Origin of the sequence: Pseudenemella bisphenolivorans (genome assembly GCF_051133435.1) — a bacterium.
In the GTDB taxonomy this organism is placed as follows: Bacteria; Actinomycetota; Actinomycetes; order Propionibacteriales; family Propionibacteriaceae; genus JAAYAO01.
In genome coordinates, this window is the sequence record NZ_JBPGNY010000001.1 from 417,915 (window position 1) to 444,013 (window position 26,099).

The 26,099-nt window shown below is 66.9% G+C and carries 25 protein-coding genes; 6 read left to right on the forward strand and 19 right to left on the reverse strand.

Translation table 11 applies throughout. The annotated features are described in order from the left end of the window. Positions 1–24 precede the first annotated feature (24 nt). The 4 genes from ACR4XW_RS02015 to ACR4XW_RS02030 all read right to left on the reverse strand — a co-directional run bounded on the left by ACR4XW_RS02015 (position 25) and on the right by ACR4XW_RS02030 (position 3,457). Positions 25–1,500 (reverse strand): anti-sigma factor family protein, encoded by a 1,476-nt coding sequence (locus ACR4XW_RS02015; protein WP_434758836.1) that lies wholly within the window; start codon positions 1,498–1,500, stop codon positions 25–27. After that, the gene (sigE, locus tag ACR4XW_RS02020; RefSeq protein ID WP_434758837.1) at positions 1,497–2,129 is read right to left on the reverse strand and encodes an RNA polymerase sigma factor SigE; all 633 of its coding nucleotides are present in this window, start codon (positions 2,127–2,129) and stop codon (positions 1,497–1,499) included. Before sigE ends, ACR4XW_RS02015 begins: the two co-directional genes overlap by 4 nt. Before the next feature lie 185 nt (positions 2,130–2,314). After that, entirely contained in the window at positions 2,315–3,211 is an 897-nt protein-coding gene (gene dapA, locus ACR4XW_RS02025; RefSeq protein ID WP_434758838.1) for a 4-hydroxy-tetrahydrodipicolinate synthase, read from the reverse strand. A gap of 24 nt (positions 3,212–3,235) precedes the next feature. Continuing rightward, positions 3,236–3,457, reverse strand: coding sequence for a biotin/lipoyl-binding carrier protein (locus tag ACR4XW_RS02030; protein ID WP_434758839.1), 222 nt, complete (start codon positions 3,455–3,457; stop codon positions 3,236–3,238). A 48-nt stretch (positions 3,458–3,505) separates the two neighbouring features. On the opposite strand from ACR4XW_RS02030, the gene ACR4XW_RS02035 reads away from it, so the two are divergent. Then, entirely contained in the window at positions 3,506–4,147 is a 642-nt protein-coding gene (locus ACR4XW_RS02035) for an O-methyltransferase (protein ID WP_434758840.1), read from the forward strand. Positions 4,148–4,150: 3 nt separating this feature from the next. On the opposite strand, the gene glgC is transcribed toward ACR4XW_RS02035, so the two are convergent. Next, positions 4,151–5,377, reverse strand: a complete 1,227-nt coding sequence (glgC, locus tag ACR4XW_RS02040) for a glucose-1-phosphate adenylyltransferase (RefSeq protein WP_434758841.1) — start codon at positions 5,375–5,377, stop codon at positions 4,151–4,153. 110 nt (positions 5,378–5,487) lie between these two features. Between glgC and glgA the strand changes: the two genes are divergently transcribed. Beyond that, the gene (gene glgA, locus ACR4XW_RS02045) at positions 5,488–6,681 is read left to right on the forward strand and encodes a glycogen synthase (protein WP_434758842.1); all 1,194 of its coding nucleotides are present in this window, start codon (positions 5,488–5,490) and stop codon (positions 6,679–6,681) included. Between the two features lie 80 nt (positions 6,682–6,761). On the opposite strand, the gene ACR4XW_RS02050 is transcribed toward glgA, so the two are convergent. Genes ACR4XW_RS02050 through dapE form a run of 4 tightly spaced genes read right to left on the reverse strand, consistent with a single transcriptional unit; the run spans position 6,762 to position 9,161 of the window. Beyond that, complete coding sequence (locus ACR4XW_RS02050) at positions 6,762–6,929, reverse strand: DUF3117 domain-containing protein (protein ID WP_434758843.1); 168 nt, start codon at positions 6,927–6,929, stop codon at positions 6,762–6,764. A gap of 41 nt (positions 6,930–6,970) precedes the next feature. Then, positions 6,971–7,300 carry a DivIVA domain-containing protein gene (locus ACR4XW_RS02055; protein WP_434758844.1) on the reverse strand — a complete coding sequence of 110 codons (330 nt, stop codon included), beginning with the start codon at positions 7,298–7,300 and terminating at the stop codon, positions 6,971–6,973. A gap of 19 nt (positions 7,301–7,319) precedes the next feature. Next, positions 7,320–8,066: an LOG family protein gene (locus ACR4XW_RS02060; RefSeq protein ID WP_434758845.1), complete on the reverse strand. Its 747-nt coding sequence runs from the start codon at positions 8,064–8,066 to the stop codon at positions 7,320–7,322. A 9-nt stretch (positions 8,067–8,075) separates the two neighbouring features. After that, positions 8,076–9,161, reverse strand: a complete 1,086-nt coding sequence (gene dapE, locus ACR4XW_RS02065; RefSeq protein ID WP_434758846.1) for a succinyl-diaminopimelate desuccinylase — start codon at positions 9,159–9,161, stop codon at positions 8,076–8,078. A 40-nt stretch (positions 9,162–9,201) separates the two neighbouring features. Between dapE and dapD the strand changes: the two genes are divergently transcribed. Continuing rightward, positions 9,202–10,137, forward strand: coding sequence for a 2,3,4,5-tetrahydropyridine-2,6-dicarboxylate N-succinyltransferase (gene dapD / locus ACR4XW_RS02070; RefSeq protein ID WP_434758847.1), 936 nt, complete (start codon positions 9,202–9,204; stop codon positions 10,135–10,137). A gap of 40 nt (positions 10,138–10,177) precedes the next feature. Here the strand turns inward: dapD and dapC are convergent, their stop codons facing one another. The 8 genes from dapC to ACR4XW_RS02110 all read right to left on the reverse strand — a co-directional run bounded on the left by dapC (position 10,178) and on the right by ACR4XW_RS02110 (position 19,203). Further along, entirely contained in the window at positions 10,178–11,278 is a 1,101-nt protein-coding gene (dapC, locus tag ACR4XW_RS02075; protein ID WP_434758848.1) for a succinyldiaminopimelate transaminase, read from the reverse strand. Next, on the reverse strand, positions 11,275–11,601 hold the full coding sequence (gene fdxA / locus ACR4XW_RS02080) for a ferredoxin (RefSeq protein ID WP_434758849.1): 327 nt from the start codon (positions 11,599–11,601) through the stop codon (positions 11,275–11,277). Before fdxA ends, dapC begins: the two co-directional genes overlap by 4 nt. A gap of 114 nt (positions 11,602–11,715) precedes the next feature. Further along, positions 11,716–13,443, reverse strand: coding sequence for a VanW family protein (locus ACR4XW_RS02085; RefSeq protein WP_434758850.1), 1,728 nt, complete (start codon positions 13,441–13,443; stop codon positions 11,716–11,718). Positions 13,444–13,549: 106 nt separating this feature from the next. Continuing rightward, on the reverse strand, positions 13,550–14,554 hold the full coding sequence (locus ACR4XW_RS02090; protein ID WP_434758851.1) for an ABC transporter ATP-binding protein: 1,005 nt from the start codon (positions 14,552–14,554) through the stop codon (positions 13,550–13,552). After that, complete coding sequence (locus tag ACR4XW_RS02095; RefSeq protein ID WP_434758852.1) at positions 14,544–15,611, reverse strand: ABC transporter ATP-binding protein; 1,068 nt, start codon at positions 15,609–15,611, stop codon at positions 14,544–14,546. Before ACR4XW_RS02095 ends, ACR4XW_RS02090 begins: the two co-directional genes overlap by 11 nt. A gap of 10 nt (positions 15,612–15,621) precedes the next feature. Next, the gene (locus tag ACR4XW_RS02100; RefSeq protein ID WP_434758853.1) at positions 15,622–16,569 is read right to left on the reverse strand and encodes an ABC transporter permease; all 948 of its coding nucleotides are present in this window, start codon (positions 16,567–16,569) and stop codon (positions 15,622–15,624) included. After that, the gene (locus tag ACR4XW_RS02105) at positions 16,562–17,482 is read right to left on the reverse strand and encodes an ABC transporter permease (protein WP_434758854.1); all 921 of its coding nucleotides are present in this window, start codon (positions 17,480–17,482) and stop codon (positions 16,562–16,564) included. Before ACR4XW_RS02105 ends, ACR4XW_RS02100 begins: the two co-directional genes overlap by 8 nt. A 98-nt stretch (positions 17,483–17,580) precedes the next feature. Continuing rightward, positions 17,581–19,203, reverse strand: a complete 1,623-nt coding sequence (locus ACR4XW_RS02110) for a peptide ABC transporter substrate-binding protein (protein ID WP_434758855.1) — start codon at positions 19,201–19,203, stop codon at positions 17,581–17,583. Between the two features lie 214 nt (positions 19,204–19,417). Between ACR4XW_RS02110 and ACR4XW_RS02115 the strand changes: the two genes are divergently transcribed. Next, positions 19,418–20,416 (forward strand): LLM class F420-dependent oxidoreductase, encoded by a 999-nt coding sequence (locus ACR4XW_RS02115; RefSeq protein WP_434758856.1) that lies wholly within the window; start codon positions 19,418–19,420, stop codon positions 20,414–20,416. A gap of 98 nt (positions 20,417–20,514) precedes the next feature. Continuing rightward, positions 20,515–21,717 (forward strand): amino acid aminotransferase, encoded by a 1,203-nt coding sequence (locus ACR4XW_RS02120; protein ID WP_434758857.1) that lies wholly within the window; start codon positions 20,515–20,517, stop codon positions 21,715–21,717. A 50-nt stretch (positions 21,718–21,767) separates the two neighbouring features. On the opposite strand, the gene ACR4XW_RS02125 is transcribed toward ACR4XW_RS02120, so the two are convergent. After that, positions 21,768–23,144, reverse strand: a complete 1,377-nt coding sequence (locus tag ACR4XW_RS02125; protein WP_434758858.1) for an MFS transporter — start codon at positions 23,142–23,144, stop codon at positions 21,768–21,770. Positions 23,145–23,294: 150 nt separating this feature from the next. Here ACR4XW_RS02125 and ACR4XW_RS02130 point away from each other — a divergent pair, with 150 nt between their 5' ends. Next, positions 23,295–24,035, forward strand: a complete 741-nt coding sequence (locus tag ACR4XW_RS02130) for an enoyl-CoA hydratase-related protein (protein ID WP_434758859.1) — start codon at positions 23,295–23,297, stop codon at positions 24,033–24,035. A gap of 374 nt (positions 24,036–24,409) precedes the next feature. Here the strand turns inward: ACR4XW_RS02130 and ACR4XW_RS02135 are convergent, their stop codons facing one another. After that, positions 24,410–26,092, reverse strand: coding sequence for a 3-ketosteroid-delta-1-dehydrogenase (locus ACR4XW_RS02135; protein ID WP_434758860.1), 1,683 nt, complete (start codon positions 26,090–26,092; stop codon positions 24,410–24,412). Between the last annotated feature and the right edge of the window lie 7 nt (positions 26,093–26,099).

Below are 26,099 nucleotides of genomic sequence, written 5' to 3' on the forward strand. Positions count from 1 at the left end.
AGGGGTTCGGTGGCCCGTACATACTCATCGTCCTGCCACCATTTCGCTCAGGTGCCGCCATCCGGCCTGCACTCGTCCCCACCGGGTGCGCAGCACCGGTGCATCGTGCGGTAGTTCGGCAACCGCCTTGGTCGCCACCTCCGAGGGGCCGTCGGTGACCACGGTGAAGACCGAGTCCTGCGACTGCCAGATGAAGATCGTGGGTGACCCGTCGCGCCGGTAGGCGCCCACCGAATCGTCCCAGGCGAAGCCCTCGGGAGCCTCCAGAATCGTGCCGCGTTCCTGGCGCACGGTGATCGCCGAGGCCCCATCGCTGTAGGTGGTGTGCACCGCGGTGCCCGGGTCATTGCCCAATCGGGCCAACGGCAGGCCGGCCAACTGCTGGTGGCACGACCAGCCGCGGTCGCGCACCTCGCCGACCTGGCTGAGGTTCAGGTAGGCCGCCGCACTCGGCCGCACCAATCGGGGCGGCGGGTGGGCCACGAACTGCTGCCGGTCGATGCTCAGCCCGGTGGTCACCGCCTGCACCCGCAGCGAACCGTCCGTGTCGTAGCTCTCCTGAGCAAGCTGCACCGCGGTCTTCTGATCGAACCACCAGCGGGCCACCAACAACCCGTCCCGGCGCGCCTCGATCAGCACCGCAGGACGCCCCAACACGTGCTGGCCGAGTTTGCCCGACAGCTCGTCGGGCCAGGCCTGCCGGCCGCTCTCCCGCACCTGCAGGAAGGCGCTGCGCTCGGGTTTACCACCCTCGTCCAGGACCTCCACCTGGGTGCCCTGGGTCGAGCGGTGCCGCACCGCGACGTTCACCGCCACGACCCGGTGTTCACCGGCGGTCATCCGCACCCGCTGGGTACCACTGTGGTCAACCACCCGGGTGGACTGTTCGGCCGCACTGAGCACGGTGCGCGACTCCTCACCCGACAACCGGCGCCCCGGACGCACCGGCAGCGGGGTCAACTTCGCGGCATTGCTGATCGACAGGCGCTCGTGGGCGGGGATCGCCCACGCGGCGACGGTGGAGTCCATCACGAAGGATCGTTGGGCGGCGACGTGGGCGAACTCGGCCCGGGCCTTGGCCGCCGGATTGACGATCTCGATGTCGGGGGCGGGGGCGGCCGCCCAACCGATCCCGACCAGCCCGACCATCACCCCGGTCAGCAGGGCGATCGCGCCGGTCAGGTTGCGGCGGCGGGCCCGGCGACGGCTCGGCAGGGGTGCCCGGTCGTCCAGGGGCCGGTCGAAGGGCTGGGTCCACAGAGGTTGGTCGGCCCGGGCGCCGGCGATCGACACCAGCCGCTCGGCCAGGGGTGCGGGGTGGCCCCCGGCCGGGTCACGGGTGGCACCCAACAGGTGCTGCACCCGCCGCAGAGCCGCGACCTCGGCACGGCAATCGGGGCATTCGGCCAGATGGGCCGCCACCCGGTCCCGTTCGGCTCCCGACAGCGCGTCATCGACGAAGGCCGACAAGGTCGCTTCGGGTTCGCAGTGACGGCTCACCGCGCAGGACCCGTTTCCACATTCACCCCGCCGTACCGCTGCCGTCCTTCCGAGGGGCTGCGGTGGGCCAACTCGGCACGCAATTGGGCGCGGCCACGGTGAATCCGGCTGCGGACGGTGCCGATCTTCACGTCCAGCACGTTGGCGACTTCTTCGTAACTCAGGCCCTCGATATCGCACAGCACCACCGCGGCCCGGAACTCCGGGGCCAGGTTCGCCAGTGCGGCCGCCACATCGTGGTCGAGGTCGGCATCGTTGAGAACTTCGTCGGGTGAGGGGTCCCGGCTGGCGATGCGTTCGGCCTGGTTGTCGACCAGTCCGTCGAAGCGGATCCGCTTCTTGCGCCGGGCGGTGTCGAGGAAAAGGTTCGTGGTGATCCGGTGCAGCCAGCCCTCGAAGGTGCCCGGCTTGAACCGGTGCAGGGACTTGAACACCCGGATGAAGGTTTCGTGGGTGAGGTCCTCGGCGTCGAACTGGTTACCGGTCAACCGATAGGCCAGTCGGTACACCTGTCCGCTGTACCGGGTGACCACTTCTTCCCAGGACGGTGGCACCCATTCTTCGGCCGAAGCTGCCGAACCGGCCACCTGGGGGGAATTGGCAGTCGGGGGCAGTGTTCGCTGACGCATCCGAGCCCTCCTCACTCCCGGTGAAACGCCCGGCGGCCGGGCAAGGTTCCCCACCTGAGGACTCCATTGTGCCGCGTCGGTGGGTTTTTGGCCCCCTCCGAAGGGAGGTCCGGCCCCGATCTCGGGGTCGAATCAGGGGGAAACCCCAGCGGAAAACCCCAGCAGTGATGCCTCCGCGGTCGACGTCAGCGCAGCCCGGCCGCAGCCAACTGTTCCCCGAAAACCGCCACCAGGTCGGGGGCGGCCGAAACCATCGGCGGACGCAAGGGGCCACCCGGTAGGCCGAGCAGATCCAGGCCGGCCTTCACCATCGAGCAGCCCTGGGTGGCGAACACCCCGGTCAGCACCGGCAGCACCCGCCGGTACTCGGTCAGGGCTTCGTCGATCCGGCCGGCGGCGTAGTCGGCGATCACCCGGGCCATCACCGCACCGCTGAAGTGGGTCGAGGTACCGACCAGGCCCACCCCACCAACGGCCATCAGCGACGGGGTGATCGCGTCGTCACCGGCGTAGTAGGCCAGATCGGTCGCCGCCATCACCGTGGCCGAGGCCACCGGGTTGCCCTTGGCGTCCTTGACCGCGACGATCTGCGGATGCTCCGCCAGGGCGATCAGCGTGTCGGTGCTCACCTCGGTGCCGGTGCGTCCGGGAATGTCGTAGATCATCACCGGCAACTCACCGGCCGAGGCGACGGTTTCGAAGTACTCGCGCAGCCCCTCCTGGGGTGGCTTGGAGTAATAGGGGGTGACCACCAGCAGGCCGTTCGCCCCGGCCTCGGCCGCCTCCCGCGCCAGGTGCACCGAATGGTCGGTGTTGAAGGTACCGACACCGGCCACCACCTGCGCCCGGTCACCGATCTCGTCGACCACCGCGGCGATCAGCTCACGCTTCTCGGCATCGGTGGTGGTCGGCGCCTCACCGGTGGTGCCGTTGATCACCAGCGCGTCGTTGTGCTGTTGATCAACCAGATGGGCCGCCAGCCGGCGGGCCGCGGACAGGTCCACCGAACCGTCGGCGGCGAACGGGGTCACCATGGCGGTGAGCAGACGCCCGAAGGGCAGGGCGGGATCGGGTTCACGCATGGTCGGCAGTCTAGTGCGGTTGGCTCAGTCGACGCTGACGATGACCATCGGGTCGCCGTCATGGACGACATCACCCACGCCCACCACCACTTCGGTGACGGTGCCCTCGACACCGGCCAACACCGGGATCTCCATCTTCATCGACTCCAGCAACACCACCTCGTCGGTGGGTTCGACCCGATCACCGACGGCCACCTCCACGGACAGCACGGAGGCAACAATTTCGGCGACGACTGCATGATTCATGCCCGTCATCGTACGACCTGCGGGACGAAGAACTGTAGAGTCCCGTGCATGACCGATCCGAATGCCCCTGACGCCGCCACATGGGCCTTTGCCGAGAACTACGTCCCCGAATCCGAGGTGGCCGCGGCCGCCCGGGAACAGGCCAAGGATCTGGGGGTCGCCCCGGTCGGACGAGGTACGGCGAGCTTGCTGACGGTACTGATGCAGGCGATCAATGCCGCTGCGGTGGTCGAGGTGGGAACCGGCTCCGGTGTGTCGGGCCTGGCTCTCTACGCCGGCATGGCCCCCGACGGGGTGTTGACCAGCATCGACGCCGAACCGCAGCACCAGGCCGCGGCCCGCAAGTCCTTCGAGGCCGCGGGCGTCACCTCGCGCCGGATCCGGTTGATTCCCGGTGACGCGCTGACGGTGCTGCCGAATCTGCTCAGTGGTGCCTACGACGCGGTTTTCGTCGACGCCGACAAGCTCGAATACGTCGAGTACGTCGAACAGGCGCTGCGGCTGCTGCGCCACGGCGGGCTGTTGCTGATCGACAACGCGCTGTGGCACAACCGGGTCGCCGATGAGGACAACCATGACGACCGCACCGTGGTGATTCGCGAAACCCTCGCCGCGGTCACCGAGATCGAGGAGTTCACCTCGTCCCTGGTGCCGGTCGGCGACGGCCTGTTGATCGCGGTCAAGCAGTAGGTCTCAGATCGCCGAGACCCGGATCCCCTTGCCGACCACGGTGATGCCGCCGTCGGAGACGGTGAATCCGCGCGCCCGGTCGGCTTCATGATCGACACCGACCTCGGCGCCGTTCTCGACCACCACGTTCTTGTCCAGGATCGCCCGGCGCACCACCGAGTTGCGTCCGACCCGGACGTTGTCGAGCAGCACCGAATGCTCCACATCGGCCCACTTGTCGACGTGGACGTTGGGTGAGAGCACCGAGTTGTCGACGTCACCGCCGGAGATGATCACCCCGGGGCTGACGATCGAGTCCTCGGCGGTACCGCGCAGCACGAACTTGGCGCCCGGCTGGTTGACCTGCGCGGTCAGCAGCGGCCAGTGCTCGTTGTAGAGGTTGAAGATCGGTTTCACCGAGACCAGGTCCATGTGCGCCTCGTGGTAGGCGTCGATGGTGCCCACGTCCCGCCAGTAGTCGGCATCCTCGGGAGTCGAGCCCGGCATCACATTGGTCTTGAAGTCGTAGACCTGGGCCCGGCCCTGTTCCACGAAGTAGGGAATGATGTCGCCACCCATGTCGTGGCGGGCGTCGGGGTTGGCGGCGTCCTTCTCGAGAGCTTCGACCAGGGCGTTGCGGGTGAAGATGTAGTTGCCCATCGAGGCATAGGACTCGTCCGGGCTGTCGGCCAGACCGGGCGGGTCGGCCGGCTTCTCCAGGAAGCTGTTGATCTTGTGGTCCGCGGCCGCATCGATGATGCCGAAGGCCGAGGCGTCCTTGCGGGGAACCCGAATGGCGGCCACGGTCGCGTCCAGGCCGGAGTCGATGTGCGCCTCCAGCATCTGGTTGACGTCCATCCGGTAGATGTTGTCGGCGCCGAAAACGACCACGTAGTCGGGATTCTCGTCGGTGATCAGGTTCATCGACTGGAAGATCGCGTCGGCACTGCCCTGGTACCAGCGTGGGCCGAGGCGCTGCTGGGCCGGCACCGGGGTGACGTAGTTGCCCAGCATCGTCGACATCCGCCAGGTCATCGAGATGTGTCGGTCGAGGGAGTGGGATTTGTACTGCGTCAGCACCGCGATCTGGCGCATCCCCGAATGCACCAGGTTCGACAGCACGAAATCGATCAGGCGGTAGGTTCCGCCGAAGGGCACAGCCGGCTTCGCCCGGTCGATGGTCAGCGGCATCAGCCGCTTGCCCTCCCCACCGGCCAGGACTATCGACAAGATTCTGGGACGCGACGTCATGACACCAAACTAGTCACCCGGATTTCGGCTCCGACACCCACCCCACCGCCTCGGCAAAAGCGGCCAACCCGGCCGCATCGGCAGATGGGCGCTGTGACACGATCTGAGCCATGAGCCTTCGTGTTTCGATCCTGACCCGCGAGTACCCTCCCAGCATCTACGGCGGGGCCGGGGTACACGTCGCACAACTCGTCCCCCAGCTGCGCAAGCTGATCGAGGTGGACGTCCAGTGCATGGGTGAACCCCGGGAAGGGGCCACTGCCCATGCCGAGGATTTTCCGCCGAATGCCAATGCCGCCCTGCGTATTTTCGGTGCCGACCTGGCGATGACCGCGGCCGTGCCCGAGGTCGATCTGGTGCACTCCCACACCTGGTACGCCAACCTGGCCGGACACCTGACCGGGTTGTACCAGCAGATTCCCCATGTCGTGTCCAGCCACTCCCTGGAACCGCACCGACCGTGGAAGGCCGAGCAACTCGGCGGCGGCTATCACCTGTCGTCGTGGGCCGAGCGGATGAGCTTCAACGCCGCCTCCGCGGTGATCGCGGTGAGCTCGGGGATGCGCGATGCGGTGCTCGAGTCGTACCCGGAACTGGATCCGGAGAAGGTGCATGTGGTGCGCAACGGCATCGACACCGAGGAATTCCAGCCGGTCACCGAAACCGATGTGGTGGAGCGACTCGGGGTCGACCTGGACCGCCCGATCGTGGCCTTCGTGGGCCGGATCACCCGGCAGAAGGGCCTGGTGCATCTGGTGCGGGCCGCCGAACAGTTCAGCGAAGGCACCCAGGTGCTGCTGCTGGCCGGGGCCCCCGATACTCCCGAGATCGCCGAGGAGTTCAACCAGGCCTTCGCCCACCTGCAGGAGTCGCGCGGTGGCGGGGTGATCTGGGTGCAGGAGATGCTGCCGCGGCACGAGGTGCGCCAGGTGCTCAGCCATGCCACGGTCTTCGCCTGCCCGTCGATCTACGAGCCGTTGGGCATCGTGAACCTGGAGGCGATGGCCTGCGAGACCGCGGTGGTGGCCAGCGCCGTCGGTGGCATCCCCGAGGTGGTGGTGGACGGTGAGACCGGTCTGCTGGTCGGTTACGACCCGAAGCGGGCCGATGATGCCGACTTCATCGCCGGCTTCGAGGCGGAGTTCGCCGCCAAGATCAACGAGCTGACCGCCGACCCGCAGCGGGCCCGCGAGATGGGCCTGGCGGGGCGCAAGCGCTGTATCGAAGAGTTCTCCTGGGCCAAGATCGCCGAGCAGACGGTGGACGTGTACCGGGCTGCGATCGAGCGTTTCCGGGCCGGCTGAGCGGTCGATACCCGAACCAACAGCGAGAGGGTCTGCCCGATGTGGGCAGACCCTCTCGCTGTTGTATCAATCAGTGGCAATCAGCCCACAACGGCCTGCAGTGCCTCTGCCAGTTCACCGGCCTCGGTGGCGTTCAGCTCCACAACCAGCCTGCCGCCACCCTCCAGCGGAACGCGCATGACGATGCCGCGACCTTCCTTGGTGACCTCCATCGGTCCATCACCGGTTCGAGGCTTCATTGCTGCCATTGCGCAACCTCCCACTTTCAATTCGATGTATCGAAGCCCCATTATTCCGCATCATCGGGCCCCGTGCCCACGGGGGAGCCATTCGGCGCCAGGGCTCGTTTCTCGCGCAACGTGGCCAACTCGAGGTCACGGACGTGGATCTCGCGCGCCAGCCGGTCGAGCAGATCGTCCACCTGATCGACCGCATAGCCGCGCAGGGTGACACCGAAACGCACCTTCGCCACGTCCTCGGCGGTCAACGGCACGGCCGGCAGGGTCTGCCGGAAGGTGTCGGTTTCGACGTGCTGGTGCATGCCGCCCAGCCGTCCGGTCGCGGCAATCGCGGCGACACCGAGAATCAGTACCGCCACCACGGTCAGGATCCAACCCATCGTCACTCCCCTGCTGCGGCTATTCGGCCAGGGCGGTCGAGTCGGCCCGAATCAGGGCTTCGACGGCCTCATCGGTGGTGTCCACCACCGGCACCAGGTCGAGGTCCTCGGGCTTGATGTACTCGTGTTCGGCCAGGGTGTCGCGCAACCAGTCGATCAGCGGGGTCCAGTAGGCCGAGTCGTACAGCACCACCGGCAGGTGGGCGATCTTGTGGGTCTGGGTGAGGGTGAGGGTTTCGAACAATTCGTCCAGGGTGCCGAAGCCACCGGGCATCGCCACGAAGCCCAGGGAGTACTTGGTGAACATCGTCTTGCGGGCGAAGAAGTAGCGGAAGTTGATGCCCAGGTTCACCCACGGGTTCAAGCCCTGTTCCATCGGCAGTTCGATGCCCAGGCCGACCGACACCCCACCGGCCTCGGCCGCACCTCGGTTCGCGGCTTCCATCACCCCGGGGCCACCCCCGGTGATCACCGCATAGCCGGCCTCGACGATCTTGCGGCCCATCTCGACCCCGGCCTGGTACAGCGGGGAGTCGGGCTTGGTGCGGGCCGACCCGAAGACCGACAGGGCCGGGCCGAGCTCGGCCAGGGTGCCGAACCCCTCGACGAACTCCGATTGGATCCGCAGCACCCGCCAGGGGTCCTCCCGGGTCCAGTCGGTGCGCGAGGGCGGTTGCAGGAACCGCTGATCGGCGGTGGTGGTCTGAAGTTGACTGCCGGCGCGCAGTACTTGGCCGACGCGTTTGCGGACGTCCGGATTATTCACCCGATCACCCTAGCCGTGTCGGGGCGCGAGCCAGCGACGCAGACCGTCCCGGCAGGCGTAGACCTGCTCGGCCGGGCAGTGTTCGTGGTCGGTGTGGGCCAGGGTCGGGTCACCGGGGCCGTAGTTCACCGCCGGAATGCCCAGGTCGGCGAAGCGGGCGACGTCGGTCCAGCCGTATTTCGGTTTCGGCTCCCCACCGACCGCGGCCAGGAAGTCGGCGGCCAAGGGTTGGTCCAAGCCCGGACGAGCCGCCGCGGCGGCGTCGATGATGGTCACCTCGGTGTCGGGGAAGAACTCGCGCAGCCGGTCGATCGCCTCGTCCAGGGTCTTGTCGGGGGCGAAGCGGTAGTTGACCCACAGTTCGCACCGGTCGGGGATGACGTTGCCGGCGATCCCGCCCGAAATGTGCACCGCGCTGAGTCCTTCGCGGTAGACCAGCCCGTCGACCTCGACGTCCACATTGTCGTACTCGCTGAGAATGCGCAGTGCCTCGGCGGCGTCGTGGATCGCGTTGTGGCCGGTCCAGGAACGGGCCGAGTGGGCGGCCGAGCCGTGGAAGACCAGTTCGCCGCGCAGGGTGCCCTGGCAGCCGCCCTCCACCCGGGCCGCGGTGGGTTCGCCCAGCACCGCGAAATCACCGGCGAGCAGTTCGGGGTGGGTGCGCACCAGCCGTCCCAGCCCGTTCTTGGCGGCCTCGACCTCTTCGTTGTCGTAGAACACCCAGGTGATGTCGCGCGACGGTTCGGTGAGTTCGGCGGCCAGCGACAGGGCCACCGCGACCCCACCCTTCATGTCCACCGAGCCGCGGCCGTGGATCACCCGCTCGTCGCCGGTGCCGGTCACCCGGGCCGGCAGATTGTCGGCCACCGGCACGGTGTCGAGGTGTCCGGCGATCACCACCCGCTCGGCCCGCCCGAGGTTGGTGCGCGCGATCACCGCATCACCGTCCCGGATCACCTCCAGATGTGGGTATTCGTCGAGCGCGGCTTGCACCAGATCGGCCAGGTGGCCTTCGTTGCCGCTGACGGATTCGACATCGATCACCTGCACCAGCAGATCGACGACATCGGCACGCAGGTCGAGAGCAGTGGACATGGGGTGAGCCTACCCACCGGGGGTGAGTATCCTCGCCCGCATGACCGACACCCGTACCGCTTGGGCCTGGGGCCTGGCCAGCACGCATATTCCTTCCGGCACCGTTCTCGACACCTGGTATCCCGCACCGTCCCTGGGCGATGCCCCGGCCGATGCGCAGCCGCCGGCCGAGCTCACCGCCGCAGCCGGCACCGATGAGGTACGGCAGGTGCGCACCGATGTGGTGCTCACCAGCATCGACCTGGACGCCGCGCCGGCCGACGTCGCCGATGCCTACCTGCGCCTGCACCTGATCAGCCACCGGATCTGCGCCCCGCGCACGATCAACCTCGACGGCGTCTTCGGGGTGTTGACCAATGTGGTGTGGACCTCGGCCGGACCCTGCGCGATCGACGGGTTCGAGACCGTGCGCGCCGCACTGCGGGCCGCCCGCGGTCACCTGACCGTGTTCGGGGTGGACAAGTTCCCCCGGATGATCGACTACGTGATGCCGAGCGGGGTACGGATCGCCGAGGCCGACCGGGTGCGGTTGGGCGCCCACCTGGCCGCCGGCACCACCGTGATGCACGAGGGCTTCGTGAACTTCAACGCCGGCACCCTGGGCACCTCGATGGTGGAGGGTCGGATCTCGGCCGGCGTGGTCGTCGGCGACGGGTCGGACGTGGGCGGTGGCGCCTCGATCATGGGCACCCTGTCCGGGGGCGGCACCCAGGTGATCACCATCGGGGAGCGTTGCCTGTTGGGCGCCAACGCCGGCATCGGCATCGCCCTGGGTGATGACTGCATCGTCGAGGCGGGCCTGTACGTGACCGCCGGCACCAAGGTCACCCTGGCCGACGGACGGGTGGTGAAGGCCCTGGAGCTGTCGGGTCAGTCGAACCTGCAGTTCATCCGCAACTCGGTGACCGGTGCGGTCGAGGCCCGGGCCCGCGACGGCCACGGCATCACCCTGAACGCCGACCTGCACGCCAACTGAGCGCGCGGCACCCGAACCGCAGCGGCGGCCCGGCTCGAACTCAGCTCAGCCGGGCTGCTGCCGCTTCGACCCGCTCGTCGGTGGCGGTCAACGCCACCCGGACGTGCTCATTGCCGAGTTCGCCGTAGAAGTCCCCGGGGGCGACCAGAATGCCGCGATCGGCCAGCCAGTCGACCGTCGTCCGGCAGTTCTCTCCCCTGCTCGCCCACAGGTACAGCGAGCCTTCGGAGTGATCGATCCGGAACCCGGCGCCGGTCAGCGCCGCGGCCAGAATCTCGCGGCGGCGCAGGTATCGCTCCCGCTGGGTGACCACATGGCTCTCGTCCGAGAGCAGCACCGTCATCGTGTGCTGCATCGGTGCGGGCATCATCATGCCCAGGTGTTTGCGCAGACCGATCAGATTCGGCACCACCTCGGCGTCCCCGGCGACGAACCCGAGCCGGTAACCGGCCACATTGGAGCGCTTCGACAGCGAGTGCACCGCCAACAGGCCGGTGCAGTCACCGTCGTTGACCCGCTCGTCGAGCACCGACACCGGCTCGGCGGTCCAGCCGAACTCGCCGTAGCACTCATCGGAGGCGACGATCGTGCCCCGCTCCCGCGCCCAGCTCACCCAGCGGCGCAGCCGCTCGGCGTCCCAGATCTCCCCGGTCGGGTTCGCCGGCGAGTTCAGCCACAACAATGCCGGCCGAAGCTCACCCAGGTCCTCCGGCTCGTCGGTGGCGGTGACCACGGCGGCATCGGCGGTGAGCGCACCCACCTGATAGGTCGGGTAGGCGATCCGGGGAATCACCACGGTGTCGTCGGCACCCAGGCCGAGCAGGGTCGGCAGCCAGGCGACGAATTCCTTGGTGCCGATCAGCGGCAGCACCGCCCTCGGCTCCAGACCGCGCGCCGCCCAGCGCCGCACCAGGTAGTCGTGAATCGCCGTGCGCACCTCGTCGGTGCCGGCCACGGTCGGGTAGCCGGGGGCCTCGGCCGCAGCGGTCAGCGCCTCCTTGGCGACCGGCGGGGTGGGATCGACCGGGGTACCGACCGACAGGTCACAGATCCCGTCCGGATGGGCCCGGGCCCGGGCTGCGGCACCGACCAGCGTGTCCCAGGGAAAGTCGGGCAGCCGGCCGGCCAGGTCGCGGCTCACTCGTCGTGTTCTTGCGGGTCCAGCGCGGCAACCAGTGGGTGATCCTTGTCGATCGGACCCATCTTGGCCGCCCCACCGGGCATCCCCAGACCGTCGAAGAACTGGACATTGGCGTCGTAGTACTCGGCGTACTCGGCGGGCGTGTCGTCCTCGTAGAAGATCGCTTCCACCGGGCACACCGGCTCACAGGCACCGCAGTCGACGCACTCATCGGGGTGGATGTAGAGCATCCGATTGCCCTCGTAGATGCAGTCCACCGGGCATTCCTCGACGCACGACTTGTCCTTCAGGTCGACGCAAGGCTGGGTGATGATGTAGGTCACAGCGACTCCTTCGAGCAATCAAAACGCAACGTGTCCAGAGTATGCCCCGAAGCACACCTGTGGTTATTGGGTGCCGGGGAGTGGTCGACGATCACACCCCGGCCGATCACCGGCTCACTCGCACTTGATCTCGTCACCGGCGGAGTAGGTGTGCTTGAAGTTCTCGCGCTTCACTTCCTTACCACCCTTGATGAAGGCGCGGTAGTACGAGGCGGTGAAACCCTGGATGGGCGCCTGGTACTCGCAGTTGGGGCCGGAACGGGTGCGGGTGGTACCCGAGTAGAAGCCCGACTTGGTCGGCTCCGGGGAGCGGATCTCGTCCCAAGGGCTGGTGCCCCAGATCGCCACGGTCATCGAGCCGCGGTTGCCGGGTGAGGATGGCGAGCGGGAGGCGGTCACGATCACCCCGTGGTCGGTGTTGTTCTTGAACCGCAGGTCCAGCGAGCCGTAGTACACCGTCGCCTCGCGTCCGGCCGGGTAGCGGTCGAAGTACAGCGTGTGCGGGTGGTGTTCCACGTCCTCCAGGCCGGCGAAGAAGGCGGCGTTGAAGATCGTGGTCGCACCCTGGGAGACACCACCACCGGATTCCTTCTTCAGCACGCCACCCTGAATCACGTACCCGTCGACGAAGCCGTTGGCGGCGGTGCGTTCACCGACCACATCGTTCATCGAGAAGGTCTCGCCGGGGCGCAGGGTGTAGCCGCTGATCTTCTTGGCCACCTGGCCGAGGTTCACATTGCGGTAGTTGGCGTGCGGGTAGTACGTGGTGAAGGAGCCGATCACCTTGGTGGGCTTGGCCTTCTCGGCCATCTCGGTGGTGAACTTGGCCTTCGCCCCCTCGAGCTTGACCTCGGAGGTGCGGGCGTCACCGTTCTTGGTGATCACCTTCTCGACCGCGGCCCACAGGTTCTTCGCGGTCACATCGGTGCCGTCGACCGCCGGTACGACCTGCACCTTTCCGTCCCGGATCTGCCAGCTGGCGTCCTTGGGCTTCTTCACGTCGATGGTGGCGATCTGCTCGGCCGCGGCCTTGTGCAGGGCCGTGGGGTCGACCTTCGGCTCGATGGTGCCGTTGGCCTTCTCGAAGGTGGTGGCCGCGGCGATCATCGCCGGCGTGATCTGGAAGGATCCGGCCTGGCCGGCGGTGATCTTGATCGGACCCGAGACGGCGGGCTTGGCCCATTCGTCGATCACCTGCTGCGCCTCGGCGGTGGTCACCTCCGGTTCGGTGACCGTCGGCTCGACGGTGACCGAGTCACCCTCCATGAACGTCTTGCGCAGTTCCTTGGCCACCTCGTCGGCATCGACCTCGACCGCATTCACCGCTTCGGTGAGTGCGGGGGCATTGTCCTGCCATTCGATCGCGGCATCGGAGGCCTCGACGGCGAACTCCTCGGAGACCTTGGCGCCGGCTGCGTTCAGCTTGTCGTTGTCCACCGCCAGCACGGGGTCGAGTTCGCCCCCGCCGGTCAGTACCCGCCAGATGTGCCCGGGGTTCCAGCTCCGTCCGGCACCGGCTTGGGCCACGGTGGCCTCATAGTCGATACCCAGCCCGGCCTCGGCGGGCTGCACCTTGGTGCTCGCCTCACCGGCGGTGACCGAGATCGGTGCGGCGGCCTTCGGACCCAGTTCGTCGGTCAGGGTGGTGACGGCCTGATCGACGGTCATCCCACCGATGTGCACACCGAGCACCGAGGCGTCGCGCGGGGTCTTCTCACCGGCCATGAAATAACCGGCCAGGTAGGCGCCACCGACCACCAACAGAACGGCGGCGAGCACGACGCCGAAGACCACCCGGCCCTTGCCTCGTGATCTCGTCTTCTTCTTGGATGTGCGGCTCAAATGATTTCCTCGGGTGACAACCGGGCACAGCAATAGGCGCCCATGTGCGGGTTGGACGCGACGTACTTTACGTCACCGATCGGCCAAATCCCATTTGCACGGCGGCTCAAACCACCTGCCGCGCTTCTGCGAAATGACAGGCCGAGGCATGCTCGGCGACCCCGTCGGGGCGATCGATCAACGTCGGCTCCTCGGAGGCACAGCGTTCCTGAGCCTTCCAGCAGCGGGTGTGGAAACGGCAGCCGGTGGGCGGGTTCGCGGGGCTGGGCACGTCGCCGGAGAGGACGATCTGTTCCTTGTTGGCCCGGGCGGTCGGGTCGGGTACCGGTACCGCCGAGAGCAGGGCCTGGGTGTAGGGGTGGGTCGGACGGCTGTAGATCTCGTCCTCGGTACCCAGCTCGACCAGTTTGCCCAGATACATCACCCCCACCCGGTCGGAGATGTGCCGCACCACCGACAGGTCGTGGGCGATGAAGATATAGGCCAGCCCGAGTTCCTTCTGCAGGTCCTCCAGCAGGTTCACCACCTGGGCCTGCACGGACACGTCCAGCGCCGAGACCGGCTCATCGCAGACCAGCACCTTCGGGTTCAACGCGATACCGCGCGCGATACCGATGCGCTGGCGCTGACCACCGGAGAACTGGTGCGGGTAACGGTTGATGTGTTCGGGGTTCAGGCCGACCAGATCGAGCAGTTCCTGCACCCGCTTGCGCCGTCCGCCCCGGGGCACCACATCGGGGTGGATGTCGAAGGGCTCCCCCACGATGTCACCAACCGTCTTGCGCGGGTTCAGCGAGGTGTACGGGTCCTGGAAGACCACCTGGATATTGCGCCGGAGCTTGCGCAGCGCCGAACCGGACACGGCGAACATGTCGTCACCGTCGAAGACCACACCGCCCGAGGTGGGCTGCTCGAGTTGCACCAGCAGCCGACCCAGGGTCGATTTGCCGCAGCCCGACTCCCCCACGATGCCCAGGGTCTCGCCCTTGTGCAGGTCGAAGGTGACGCCGTCGACGGCTTTGACATGGCCGACCGTGCGCCGCAGCACCCCCTTGCGGATGGGATAGTGCTTGACCAGGTCCTGGGCCGACAGGATGACCTCACCGGTCACTGTCGATCACCTCCTCGGCGAAGTGGCAGGCGCTGAAGCGCCCGGGAACGACCTCGATCAGCGGCGGCACCGGATCGTGCCGGCAGACGTCCTGGGCCCGGGGGCAGCGGGGGTTGAAGGCGCACCCTTCCGGGATCCGGGTCAGGTTCGGCGGCAGCCCGCCGATCGCGTCGAGTTTCTCGCCCTTCTGGTCCAGCCGCGGGATCGACCGCAGCAGGCCCTCGGTGTAGGGATGGGCCGGGTTGGCGTACAGCTCGTACACATTCGCGGTCTCGACCATCCGTCCGGCGTACATCACCGCGATCCGGTCGGCCACATCGGCCACCACCCCCAGGTCGTGGGTGATCAGGATCAGGCCCATGTTCTCGGCCTCCTGCAGTTCCTTCAGCAGCGCCATGATCTGGGCCTGCACCGTCACGTCCAAAGCGGTGGTCGGCTCATCGGCGATCAGCACGGCCGGGTCCAGCGCGATCGCCATCGCGATCATGATCCGCTGGCGCATACCGCCGGAGAACTGGTGCGGGTAGTCGTTCACCCGCTCCCGGGCGGCCGGGATGTTCACCCGCTCCATCAGCCGGATGGCGGCTTCCTTGGCGTCGCTGCGGTTGGTGCCACGGTGGGTGCGGAACATCTCGGCGATCTGCCAGCCCACCGGGAACACCGGATTCAGGGCCGACAGGGCGTCCTGGAAGATCATCGCGATCTCGGCACCGCGAATCGACTGGCGCTCCTTCTCGGGCATGCTCAGCAACTCGGTACCGCAGTACTTCACCGAACCACCGGTGACGTATCCGGGCGGGGTGTCGAGGATGCCCATGACCGCCTGAGCGGTGACCGACTTGCCCGAACCCGATTCACCCAGGATGGCGAGGGTTTCGCCCTGGGCCAGATCGAAGCTCACCCCGTTGATCGCCTTGGCGACCCCGTCGCGGGTGCGGAACTCGACCTGCAGGTCGTCGACCTCCAACAGCAGGCCGTCGGGTCCGGGTTTCCATTCGTACGGGCCGGTGCGTTTGGCGGTACCGGGCAGTTGCTCGTTGAGTTTCTCGGCTGTCATCACGCCTCCCTCATCGCGACTTCGGATCGAAGGCGTCCTGGATCGCGTCGCCCAGCATGATGAAGGCCAACACGGTCAGCGACAGGAACACACTGGGGAACAACATCATGTGCGGCGCGGCACGCAGGAAGCCGATACCGGAGGCCTCCGAGATCGCGATACCCCACGACACCGTCGGCGGCTGCAGGCCGATACCGAGGAACGACAGGGTCGCCTCGGTGGCGATGTAGGCACCCAGGTCGATGGTCGCAACCACCACCACGGGGGCGAACGCATTCGGCAGAATGTGCGAGCGGATGATCCGTCCGGGGCTGGCGCCCAGGGCTCGGGCGGCCTGCACGTAGTCGTTGGGTTTCACCTGCAGCACCGTCGAGCGCATGATGCGCGCGATGCGCGGCCAGCCCAGGATGCCGATCGCGAGCACGACCTTGCTGACCACCAGCAGGTAGGGGGTCGTGTAGTCGGACGGGAAGGTGTACAGCACCAGAATGCCGCCCAGCAGCAGCGGGATGGCGAAGAAGATCTCACCCACCCGGGACAGCACCGCATCGAGCCACTTGCCGTAGAAACCGGACACGATACCGATCAGCGAGCCGAAGATCAGCACCGCAATGGTGGTCAGCAGACCGACCAGGATCGACGACCGCGCCCCGTGAATGGTGCGGGTGTAGACGTCGCGACCCTGGTTGTCGTAGCCGAACCATGCCTCCCCCGAGGGTGGTTGGCGGGCCTTGGAAAGCTCGGAGTAGGCCAGATCGGGGTGCGGCGAGAAGAAGGTGAACAGTGACGGGAAGGCCGCCATCACGACCATCACCAGAATCATCGCCGCCGAGATCCAGAAAGTGGGTCGCTTGCGGAGGGTGGCCCAGGCGTCCGAGCCCAGCGAGCGGGGTTTGTCGCTGTAGCCCGGCTCGGGGGCGTCGGCGGAGATCTGCGCGTCAGCCAATGGTTCAGTCATGCGAAATCCTCGGGTCGAGCGCGCCGTAGAGCAGATCGACGAGCAGGTTCATCACCAGGAAGACCAACACCAGCAAGGTGACGGTACCGACCACGGCGGTGCCGTCCTTGGTGTTGATCGCGTGGAAGATGTAGCCCCCGATGCCCTGGACGTTGAAGATGCGTTCGGTGACGATCGCCCCACCCATCAACGCACCGAGGTCGGCGCCGATGAAGGTGATCACCGGGATCATCGAGTTGCGCAGGGCGTGCAACCCGACCACCCGCTGCCGGCTGAGGCCCTTGGCCTTACCGGTGCGCACATAATCGGCGCGCAGATTCTCCACCAGCGAGTTGCGGGTCAGCCGGGCCACATAGGCGGTGGAGAGGGCACCCAACACCAAGCCGGGTAGCAGTAGCTGCCCCCAGGTGCCGGCGGTGGCGGTCACCGGGAACCAGCCCAAGCGCAGACCGAACACCATCTGGGCGACCGAACCGAGCACGAAGGAGGGGATGGAGATGATCACCAGGGTGGAGACGAACACCAGACTGTCGATGAATCTGCCCCGTCTGATGCCGGCCACCACACCCGCGGCGATGCCGATCACCGCCTCGACGCCGATCGCGATCAGCGCCAGCTTGACGGTGGTGGGCCAGCGGTTTCCGAGTTCTTCGGCCACGCTGTTGCCGTTGAAGGAGGTACCCAGGTCACCCTGCACCACCTTGCCCATGTACTTGGCGTACTGCACCGGCAGTGGGTCGTCCAAGTTGTACTCGGCCCGCATCTTGGCGACGTAGGCGTCTGGGCATGGTCGCTCACCACAACGTCCCACGGTCGGATCACCGAGGTTGAAGACCATCCAGTAGATCAGGAAGGTCGCCCCGAGGATGACCGGGATCATCTGCAGAATGCGACGCAGGATGTAGGTTCCCACTGTCGGCTCCCTCTACGTTTATGACTGGTCGTGAGTCTCGCACAAAAAGGCCGGTTCGTCCGAAATGCAGGACGAACCGACCCTTTTGTTGCCAGCGGTTACTTCACCGAGATAGCGGCGAAGTCCAGCACGCCGAAGGCGTTGATGTGAACATTCTCAACCTTGTCGGACCAGCCGACCACGGTCGAGGGGTACCACAGCGGAGCAGTGGGCAGATCTTCACCCAGCATCTGCTCGGCCTCCTGGTACAGCTTGTTCGCCTCGTCGTCGTTCTCGGCCGCAGCGGCCTCAACGAGCTTCTTGTCGAAGTCGGGGTTGTTGTACTTCGACCAGTTCGAGTCGGCACCGGTGCCGTAGATCGGGGCCAGGAAGTTCTCGATCGACGGGTAGTCCATCTGCCAGCCGGTACGGAACATGCCCTTCATCTCGTTGGCGTCGATCTTCTTGTTGAAGGTCGCGAAGTCCGGGGTGGTCTGCATCAGGCACTCGACACCCAGGGTGTTCTGGATCGAGTTGCAGACCGCGGTGGCCCAGTCGGTGTGCGCGCCGTCGGCGTTCACGGTCAGGGTCAGGGTGCCGTTGTAGCCACCGGACTCCTCGTAGAGCTTCTTGGCCTCTTCGGGCTTGAAGTCACAGCTCTCGCCACAGGCCTCGTCGGTCGCACCGTCGACCACCGACGGCGCCCAGCCGTGGGCCGGGGTGACCGTGCCGTTGAAGATGGTCTCGGCGATCTGCTCCCGGTCGATGGCCATCGACAGGGCCTTGCGCAGCTTGACGTTGTCCTTCAACTGCGGGTCGTTCGGCGAGAAGACGATGCCGGCGAAGCGGCCGGTCGGCTTGACGATGGCGCGGTCGCTGAGGTCGCTCTTGTAGGCCTCACCGATCAGGTACTCCTGCGGGATCTCGTTGGTGTAATCGAGGTTGCCGGCAACGGTGTCGGTGTAGGCGGTCTTCGGGTCGGTGTAGACCCGGAAGGTCAGCTTGTCGACGTGGGCCGGGCTCGGGCCGTCGTAATCGGCGAACTTCTCGTAGACGTACTCCGAGGTGGACTTCGACACGAACTTGAACGGGCCGGCGCCGATCGGGTTGTCCTCGAAGGCCTTCGGATCGTCGAAGAAGGAGTCGGGCATCGGGGCGAAGGCCGAGTAGCCCAGGCGCACCGGCAGGTTCGAGACCTTCTCGGTGGTCTTGATGGTGAAGGTGTAGTCGTCGACGACCTCGAGGCCGCTCATTTCCTCACCGGTGGCGCCCTCCTTCGAGATCTCCTCGGCGCCCTCGATGGCGGAGAAGAAGTAGGCGCCGGCCTGACCGTTCTTGGCCGCGGTGGTGTAGTTCCAGGCCTTGACGAAGTTCTCGGCCTTGACCTCGGTGCCGTCGTGGAACTTGCGTCCCTGCTTCAGCTTGACGGTGAAGGTCTGGTTGTCCTCGGTCTCGATCGACTCGGCCAGATCCATGATCGGCTCGGAGGTCTCGGTGTCGTATTCGACGAGCTTGGCCGTCATGGCATCTACCTGGTCACCGCCACAGGTTTCACTGGTGTTACCGGGAACAAGCGGGTTCTCCGGGGTGCACCCACGGACGACGATTTCACCGCCCTGCTTGCCGGGCTCGTCCTGGCCGGGGTCACCGGGTCCACCGTTACCGCCGCCACCACAGGCAGCGGCAATAACGGCGATGGCCGACATTCCGGCCACCGCCATCAAGCGAGTGCGTCCTCGCATGCTGTCCTCCCTCGAAAGGTCCGGCTCCCGGATCTCGGTCACCGGTGCGCCGGGCCCTGCCCGGCAATTCTGTCCCTATTCCTAGATCGACGCCGGATAGTAGGCAACACCTCGGGATTCAAAGCCGACAACCTGCAACCGGATCGTGACCCTTTGTTCATGTTGGAGTGGCAGGGGCTATCGGAATGTCGGTGCCGCTGGTTAACCTCGGCACATGCGATTCGGCGTTTTCATTCCGCAAGGCTGGCGATTCGATCTCGTCGGCATCGATGAGGCGAACCATTGGCCGGTGATGCGTGACCTGGCCCGGGCGGTCGACGCAGACCCGACCTGGGAGTCGTTGTGGGTCTACGACCACTTCCACACCACACCGGTACCCAGCGACACCGAGGCCACCCATGAGGCCTGGTCGTTGATGGCCGGTTTCGCGGCGATCACCGACCGGGTGCGGCTGGGTCAGATGTGCACCTGCATGGGTTACCGTCCGCCGGCCTACCTGGCCAAGGTGGCGGCCACCTGCGACCACATCAGCGGTGGTCGAATCGAGATGGGTATCGGGGGTGGCTGGTACGAGCACGAATGGCGTGCCTACGGCTACGGCTTCCCGGAGGTGGGTGACCGGCTGCGGATGCTGCGCGAGGGTGTGCAGATCTTCCGACAGGCCTGGACCACCGGTAAGGCCACCCTGGACGGCCGCTACTACCAGGTGGACGGCGCGATCGTGCAACCCCGGCCACTGCAGGACGGGCCCTCGCGGATTCCGCTGTGGATCGCCGGTGGTGGCGAGAAGGTGACCCTGCGGATCGCGGCCCAGTACGCCGACTACACCAACTTCTTCGGCCGGCCCGACGGCTTCGCCCGCCGTGCGGAGATTCTGGCCGAGCATTGCAAGGACGTGGGCACCGACTACGACCGGATCGTGAAGTCGACCAACTTCAACGCCCTGGTCGGCGGCTCCGAGGCCGAGGTGGAGGACAAGGTTCGGGCCCTGGAGGATCGGTGGTCGAAGGTGCTGCCGTCGGAAACCGTGCAGAAGATGGGCAACGACCTGCGCAACTCCCCCGCCTGCGGCACACCGGAACAGATCGTCGAGCAGTTGCAGCAGTACCGCGAGGTGGGGCTGCAGTACACCATCGTCTACTTCGCCGACGCAGCCTATGACCGCAGCAGCATGGAGCAGTTCGCCAAGGAGATCGCCCCGGCCCTGGCCTGATCCCGAGCCGGGACACGGGTGTTCTGCCTGGCAGGCACCCGCGCGACAGGGACTCTGTCGGCACTAGCCTTGGGGTGCGCACGAAAGGCGGTACTTCCATGTCCTTGTTCAGCAACGTCCAGCAGGCTCCCCCGGACGCAATTCTCGGCCTCACCGAGCAGTTCAAGGCCGACACCAATCCGAAGAAGGTGAACCTCGGCGTCGGTGTCTATCAGGACGCCACCGGCAAGCTGCCGTTGCTGCGCTGCATCGCCGAAGCCGAGAAGCGACTGGCCGAGAACCCCAGTGCCAAGGGCTACCTGGCCATCGACGGGATGCCCACCTACGACCGGGACGTCCAGGAACTCGTCTTCGGGGTCGATTCGCCCCTGCTGAGCGAGGGCCGGGTGGTGACCGCCCAGGCTCTGGGCGGTACCGGCGCCCTGAAGGTCGGTGCCGATTTCCTGCGTCAGGTCAGTCCCGACGCGAAGGTGTTGATCTCCAACCCCAGTTGGGAGAACCACCGGGCGCTGTTCACCCGCGCCGGGTTCACCGTGGACACCTACCGCTACTACGACGCCGAGGCCAAGGGCGTCGATGTCGAGGGCATGCTGGCCGATCTGGCGGCCGCCGCCCCGGGCACGATCGTGGTGCTGCACGCCTGCTGCCACAACCCCACCGGCTACGACCTCTCCCCCGCCGACTGGGATCGGGTGATCGAGGTGATCAACGAGCGGGGCCTGACTGCCTTCGTGGACATGGCCTACCAGGGGTTCAGTCAGGGAATCGAGGAGGACGGCGCGGTGGTGCGCCGGTTCGCCGAGAAGGTATCGAACTTCTTCGTCTCGACCTCTTTCTCGAAGTCCTTCTCGCTGTACGGCGAGCGGGTCGGTGGCCTGTCGATCGTGTGCTCCGACGCCGAGGAGGCCGACCGGGTGCGCTCGCAGATCAAGATCGTGATCCGCACCAACTACTCCAACCCGCCCACCCACGGTGCCGCACTGGTGGAGACGGTGCTCGCCGACCCCGACCTGCGTGCCCAGTGGGTGGCCGAACTCGGTGAGATGCGCGACCGGATCAAGTCGATGCGCACCGCACTGGTGGACGGCCTGGCCGCCGCCGGGGTCGAGGGCGACTTCAGCTACATCACCGATCAGGTCGGCATGTTCTCCTTCTCGGGGTTGTCCAAGGATCAGATGGTGCGCCTGCGCAACGAGTTCGGGGTCTACGGCACCGATACCGGACGGATCTGTGTCGCAGCGTTGAACGAGAACAACGTCGGGCACGTCAGCGAGTCGATCGCGGCGGTGCTGCGGGGCTGAGGCCCGGGCTCGGACCGACCTCGCGGGTCCGCGCGCTGCGGGTCCGCGGGTCAGTCGTCGAGTGCTTTGCCCTTCTGTTCCGGCAGGGTGAAGGCGGCGACCGCGGCCATCAGGAAGGCGCCGGCGAAGACGCTGAAGACCACCACCATGCCGGAGGCACCACCCAGGGCCAGCAACGGCGGTACCACCAGTGGGGCGACGATCGAGGCGATCCGGCCGAATCCGGCCGCCGCCCCGGTGCCGGTACCGCGCACATTGGTCGGGTAGAGCTCCGGCCCGATGGCGTACAGCGCACCCCAGGCACCGAGGTTGAAGAACGACAGGAAGCAGCCGGCGACGATCAGTTGCACCGGGCTGGCCGAGAGGCCGAAGAAAACCGCCGATACCGCCGACCCGGCCAGGAAGGTGGCCAGGGTGATTCGCCGGCCCCAGACCTCGATCAGCCAGGCCGCTGCGGCGTAGCCGGGCAGTTGGGCCAGGGTGATGATCAGGGTGTAGCCGAACGAGGTGGTGAGGTCGCCGAAACGTTCGGCCAGCAGGGTGGGTAGCCAGATGAACACCCCGTAGTAGCTGAAGTTGATGCCGAACCACACCAGCCACAGCGCGATGGTGCGGGCCCGCAACCGGGCCGACCAGATCGAGACCTGGTCGCGGGTATCCGGGGCGAAGCTCTCGTCGGCGGCCCGGTTGGTCGCGGCCACCTCGGCATCGGTGGGGGCCTCGATCTCGGCCGATTCCTCGAAGGCCCGCACGGCGGCCTCCGCCTCATCGTGGCGACCCTTCGATTCCAGGTAGCGCACCGATTCGGGCAACCCGAAACGCACCACCAGGGCGTAGGCGGCGGGTACCAGACCGACCGCCAGGGCCCAGCGCCAGCCGTTGTCGCCGATCGGCACCACGAAGAAACCGATCAGGGCGGCCATGATCCAGCCCAGCGCCCAGAAAGCCTCCAGGGCGACCACCACCCGGCCGCGGATCTTGCGGGGTGCGAATTCGCTGACCAGGGTGGAGGCGACCGGCAGTTCGGCACCCAGCCCGAGTCCGACGATGAAACGCAGCACGATCAGCATGGCCACCCCGACCGACAGGGCGGCGGCCCCGGTGGCGAGCCCGTAGACCAGCAGGGTGAGCGCGAAGACCTGACGCCGTCCGATCCGGTCGGCGAGCAGGCCACCGACGCTGGCGCCGATCGCCATCCCGACGAAACCGACCGACCCGATCAGCGACAGGTCGGTGCGGGAGAGGTCCCATTGCAGGGCCAGGGCGGCCATCACGAACGAGATCAACCCGACGTCCATGGCGTCCAGGGCCCAGCCGATGCCCGAACCGAACAGCAGCTTGGAGTGCCGGCGGGTGAACGGCAAGCGGTCGAGTCGCTCGGCCCGGGTGGTGACCGAACCCGGCGTCTCGGAAGGTGCTGCGGTCATATCGTTCAACCTTCCCCATGCACAGGTTCGATTGGTACCGGTGGCACATGTTGGTCCGGTGCCGGTGGCACACGTTGTGTGCCCAGAATCATGGCACGACTAGGATGCGGCGAAAGATCCGCCACCCTAGATGTTCTCAGGAGAGACCTTATGTCCACGCTGTTGGTCGAGCGCGACGGTGCCGTCGGCACGGTCACCTTCAATGTGCCCGACAAGCTGAACGCCTTCACCCCCGACCTGTTGCAGGCCGCCGCCGATGCGGTGAATGACCTGGCAGCCGATGAGCAGGTGCGGGTGATCGCGATCACCGGCGCGGGACGGGGTTTCTCCGCCGGGGCAGATCTGGCCGATGTCGGCGCGGATACCCTGACCACCCTGAATGCGCTGATCCGGGCCATCGTGGCAGCCCCGAAGGCGGTGGTCGCGTTGGTGAACGGCATCGCCGCCGGTGCCGGGGCCTCGATCGCGATGGCCTGTGACCTGTCGGTCGTCAGCGACAAGGCGGCCTTCCTGTTGCCGTTCAACAAGCTCGGGTTGCTTCCCGACGGCGGGGCCACTGCCCTGCTGGTGGCCGGGGCCGGACGCGCCCGGGCAATGCGGATCGCCTTGCTGCAGGAGAAGATCTCGGCCGCCCGGGCCCTGGAATGGGGGCTGATCACCGAGGTCGTGCCCGCCGATCAGTTGGCAGAACGGGGTCGGGAGGTGCTGCAGTTGATGGCCACCGCCTCCCGCGGGGCGGTGCGGGCCACCAAGCAGGCGATCAACGCCTCCGCCTTCGACATCGACGAGGCGCTGACCCGTGAAGAGGTGCAGTACGACCTGCTGGATCACCCGGATTTCGCCGAGGGCAAGGAGGCCTTCCTGGCCAAGCGGGAGCCGAACTTCGGCTGAGCCCGTGTCTGACGAGGGTCCGCCCGCACACCTCAGCCGGCCCTCGGCCCGCGGGTACCAAAACCCCCAACTCACCTGCTCGAAACAGCCCGAACCACCCAAAACCGCGTCCTGAGTTGGGGATTTACGTACCCCGGCGGCTCCGGATCGGAAAGCTCGGGACCCACCGGGGATCGTGCGGTGCAAGGCGAGCCGGGCCTTCCTCAGGTCCGCGCGATCTCGCTGCCCTCGTTCCAGCAACCGGTACTCGTTCCTGCATCACTCAGCACGTGCCGCAGGAACGAGTACCGGTTGCATGTGCGAGAAAGGCGGACCCCCACCCCGAATTGCCGAGGCCGCCGGGATCTCCCCGGCGGCCTCAACTCTTCCAGGTCTTACAGAACGCCGGCGGCGTCGCGGGCGGCGATGTAGCCGTAGACAACACCCTGACCGATGGTGGCACCGGCACCCGGGTAGGTCCGGCCGAAGGCGTTGGCCGCGTTGTTGCCGATCGCGTACAGGCCCTCGATCACCGAGCCGTCAGGCCGCAGCGCCCGGGCGCGGTCGTCGGCCACCACGCCGCCGCAGGTGCCCAGGTCGCCGAGCACGATCTCCACGGCGTAGAAGGGGCCCGTGCTGAGCGGACGCAGGTTCGGGTTCGGGGTGACGGTCGGGTCACCGTAGTAGCGGTCGTAGGCCGACTCGCCGCGGTGGAAATCCTCGTCCAGACCGTTGGCGGCCATCACGTTGAAGTTGCGGAAGGTGGCCTCGACCGCATCCACCGGCAGGCCGGCGGCCCGGGCCAGTTCGGCCGGGGTGCGGCCCTTGAAGGCGATGCCCTCGTCGTACCACTTCTGCGGCAGCGGCTGCTTCGGGAACACCTGGGTCGCGAACACGTAGGAGTCGCGGTACTCCTGGTCGAAGACGATGAAGGTCTTGCCGACCGGGTTACCGTCCTTCTCGCGCTGCAGGATGACCTGCCCGTAGGTCATGTAGTCGCACGACTCGTTGACGAAGCGATTGCCCGAGGAGTCAACGATGAACGAGCCGGGCAGCGAACGCTCGGCGAGCATGACCGTGGCCTTGCCGTTGCCCACCGGGGCCACCGCCGGGAACCACCAGACGTTCTCCATCCCGCCCAGGTCGGCGCCGGTGTTGTTGGCGATCTCGATGGACTCACCGGTGTTACCCGGGTTGCCGAGCGCCCAGGAGGGCTGGAAGGTCTCGGTCTGGTACTTGCGGCGCCATTCGACGTTGTGGTCGAAGCCACCGGCGGCCAGCACCACACCCTTGGTGGCCTTGACGGTGATCTCGCGGCCCTGATGCTCGACGATCGCGCCGGTGACCCGGCCGTCCTCGGTGATCAATTCCTTGAGCCCGGTGTTGATCCAGATCGGGGCGTTGGTGTTCAGCACACCGGCCAGCAGGCCGCCGGCCAGTGCCTGGCCACCGGCGGTGTACTCCTTCTTGAACAGCACCTTGCCGATCAGGCCCTTGAGCACGCGGCGGAAGATCAGCGGGAAGGCCTTGAACGGAAGCTTGCGCATCAGGTTCATCAAGCGGTAGTCCACACCGGTGATCGGCATCGGCACCGGCGGATTCAGGCCCGACCCGCGCAGCAGTTCGCGATTCTCACCCAGGATCGACAGGTCGAAGGGCTTCGACTCGCAGGTGCGGCCGGCCGGCGAACCACCCGGCGCCTCGGGGTGGTAGTCGGAGTACCCCTTCGACCACATCAGATCCAGCGGGGTGGTGCGGCGCAGCATGTCGACCGCGGCCGGGCCGTGATTGACGTAGGCCTCCGAGCGCTCGGCCGGGGCCGAGCCGTCCACCACGGCGTTCAGGTAGTTGCGAATGCGTTCGGTGGTGTCGGCGGCGCCCGCCTCGGCCAGCACGGCATTGCCGGGCACCCAGAACGCTCCACCGGACAGTGCGGTGGAACCTCCGAGCTTGTCGGTCTTCTCCACCAGCAGCGTCTTCAAACCGGCTTCATGGCCGGCCAGAACGGCAGCCATACCGGTACCGCCGCCGATCACGAGCAGGTCGACGGTGGTGTCCTGAGGGGTTTCGATGGGCACGATGGTT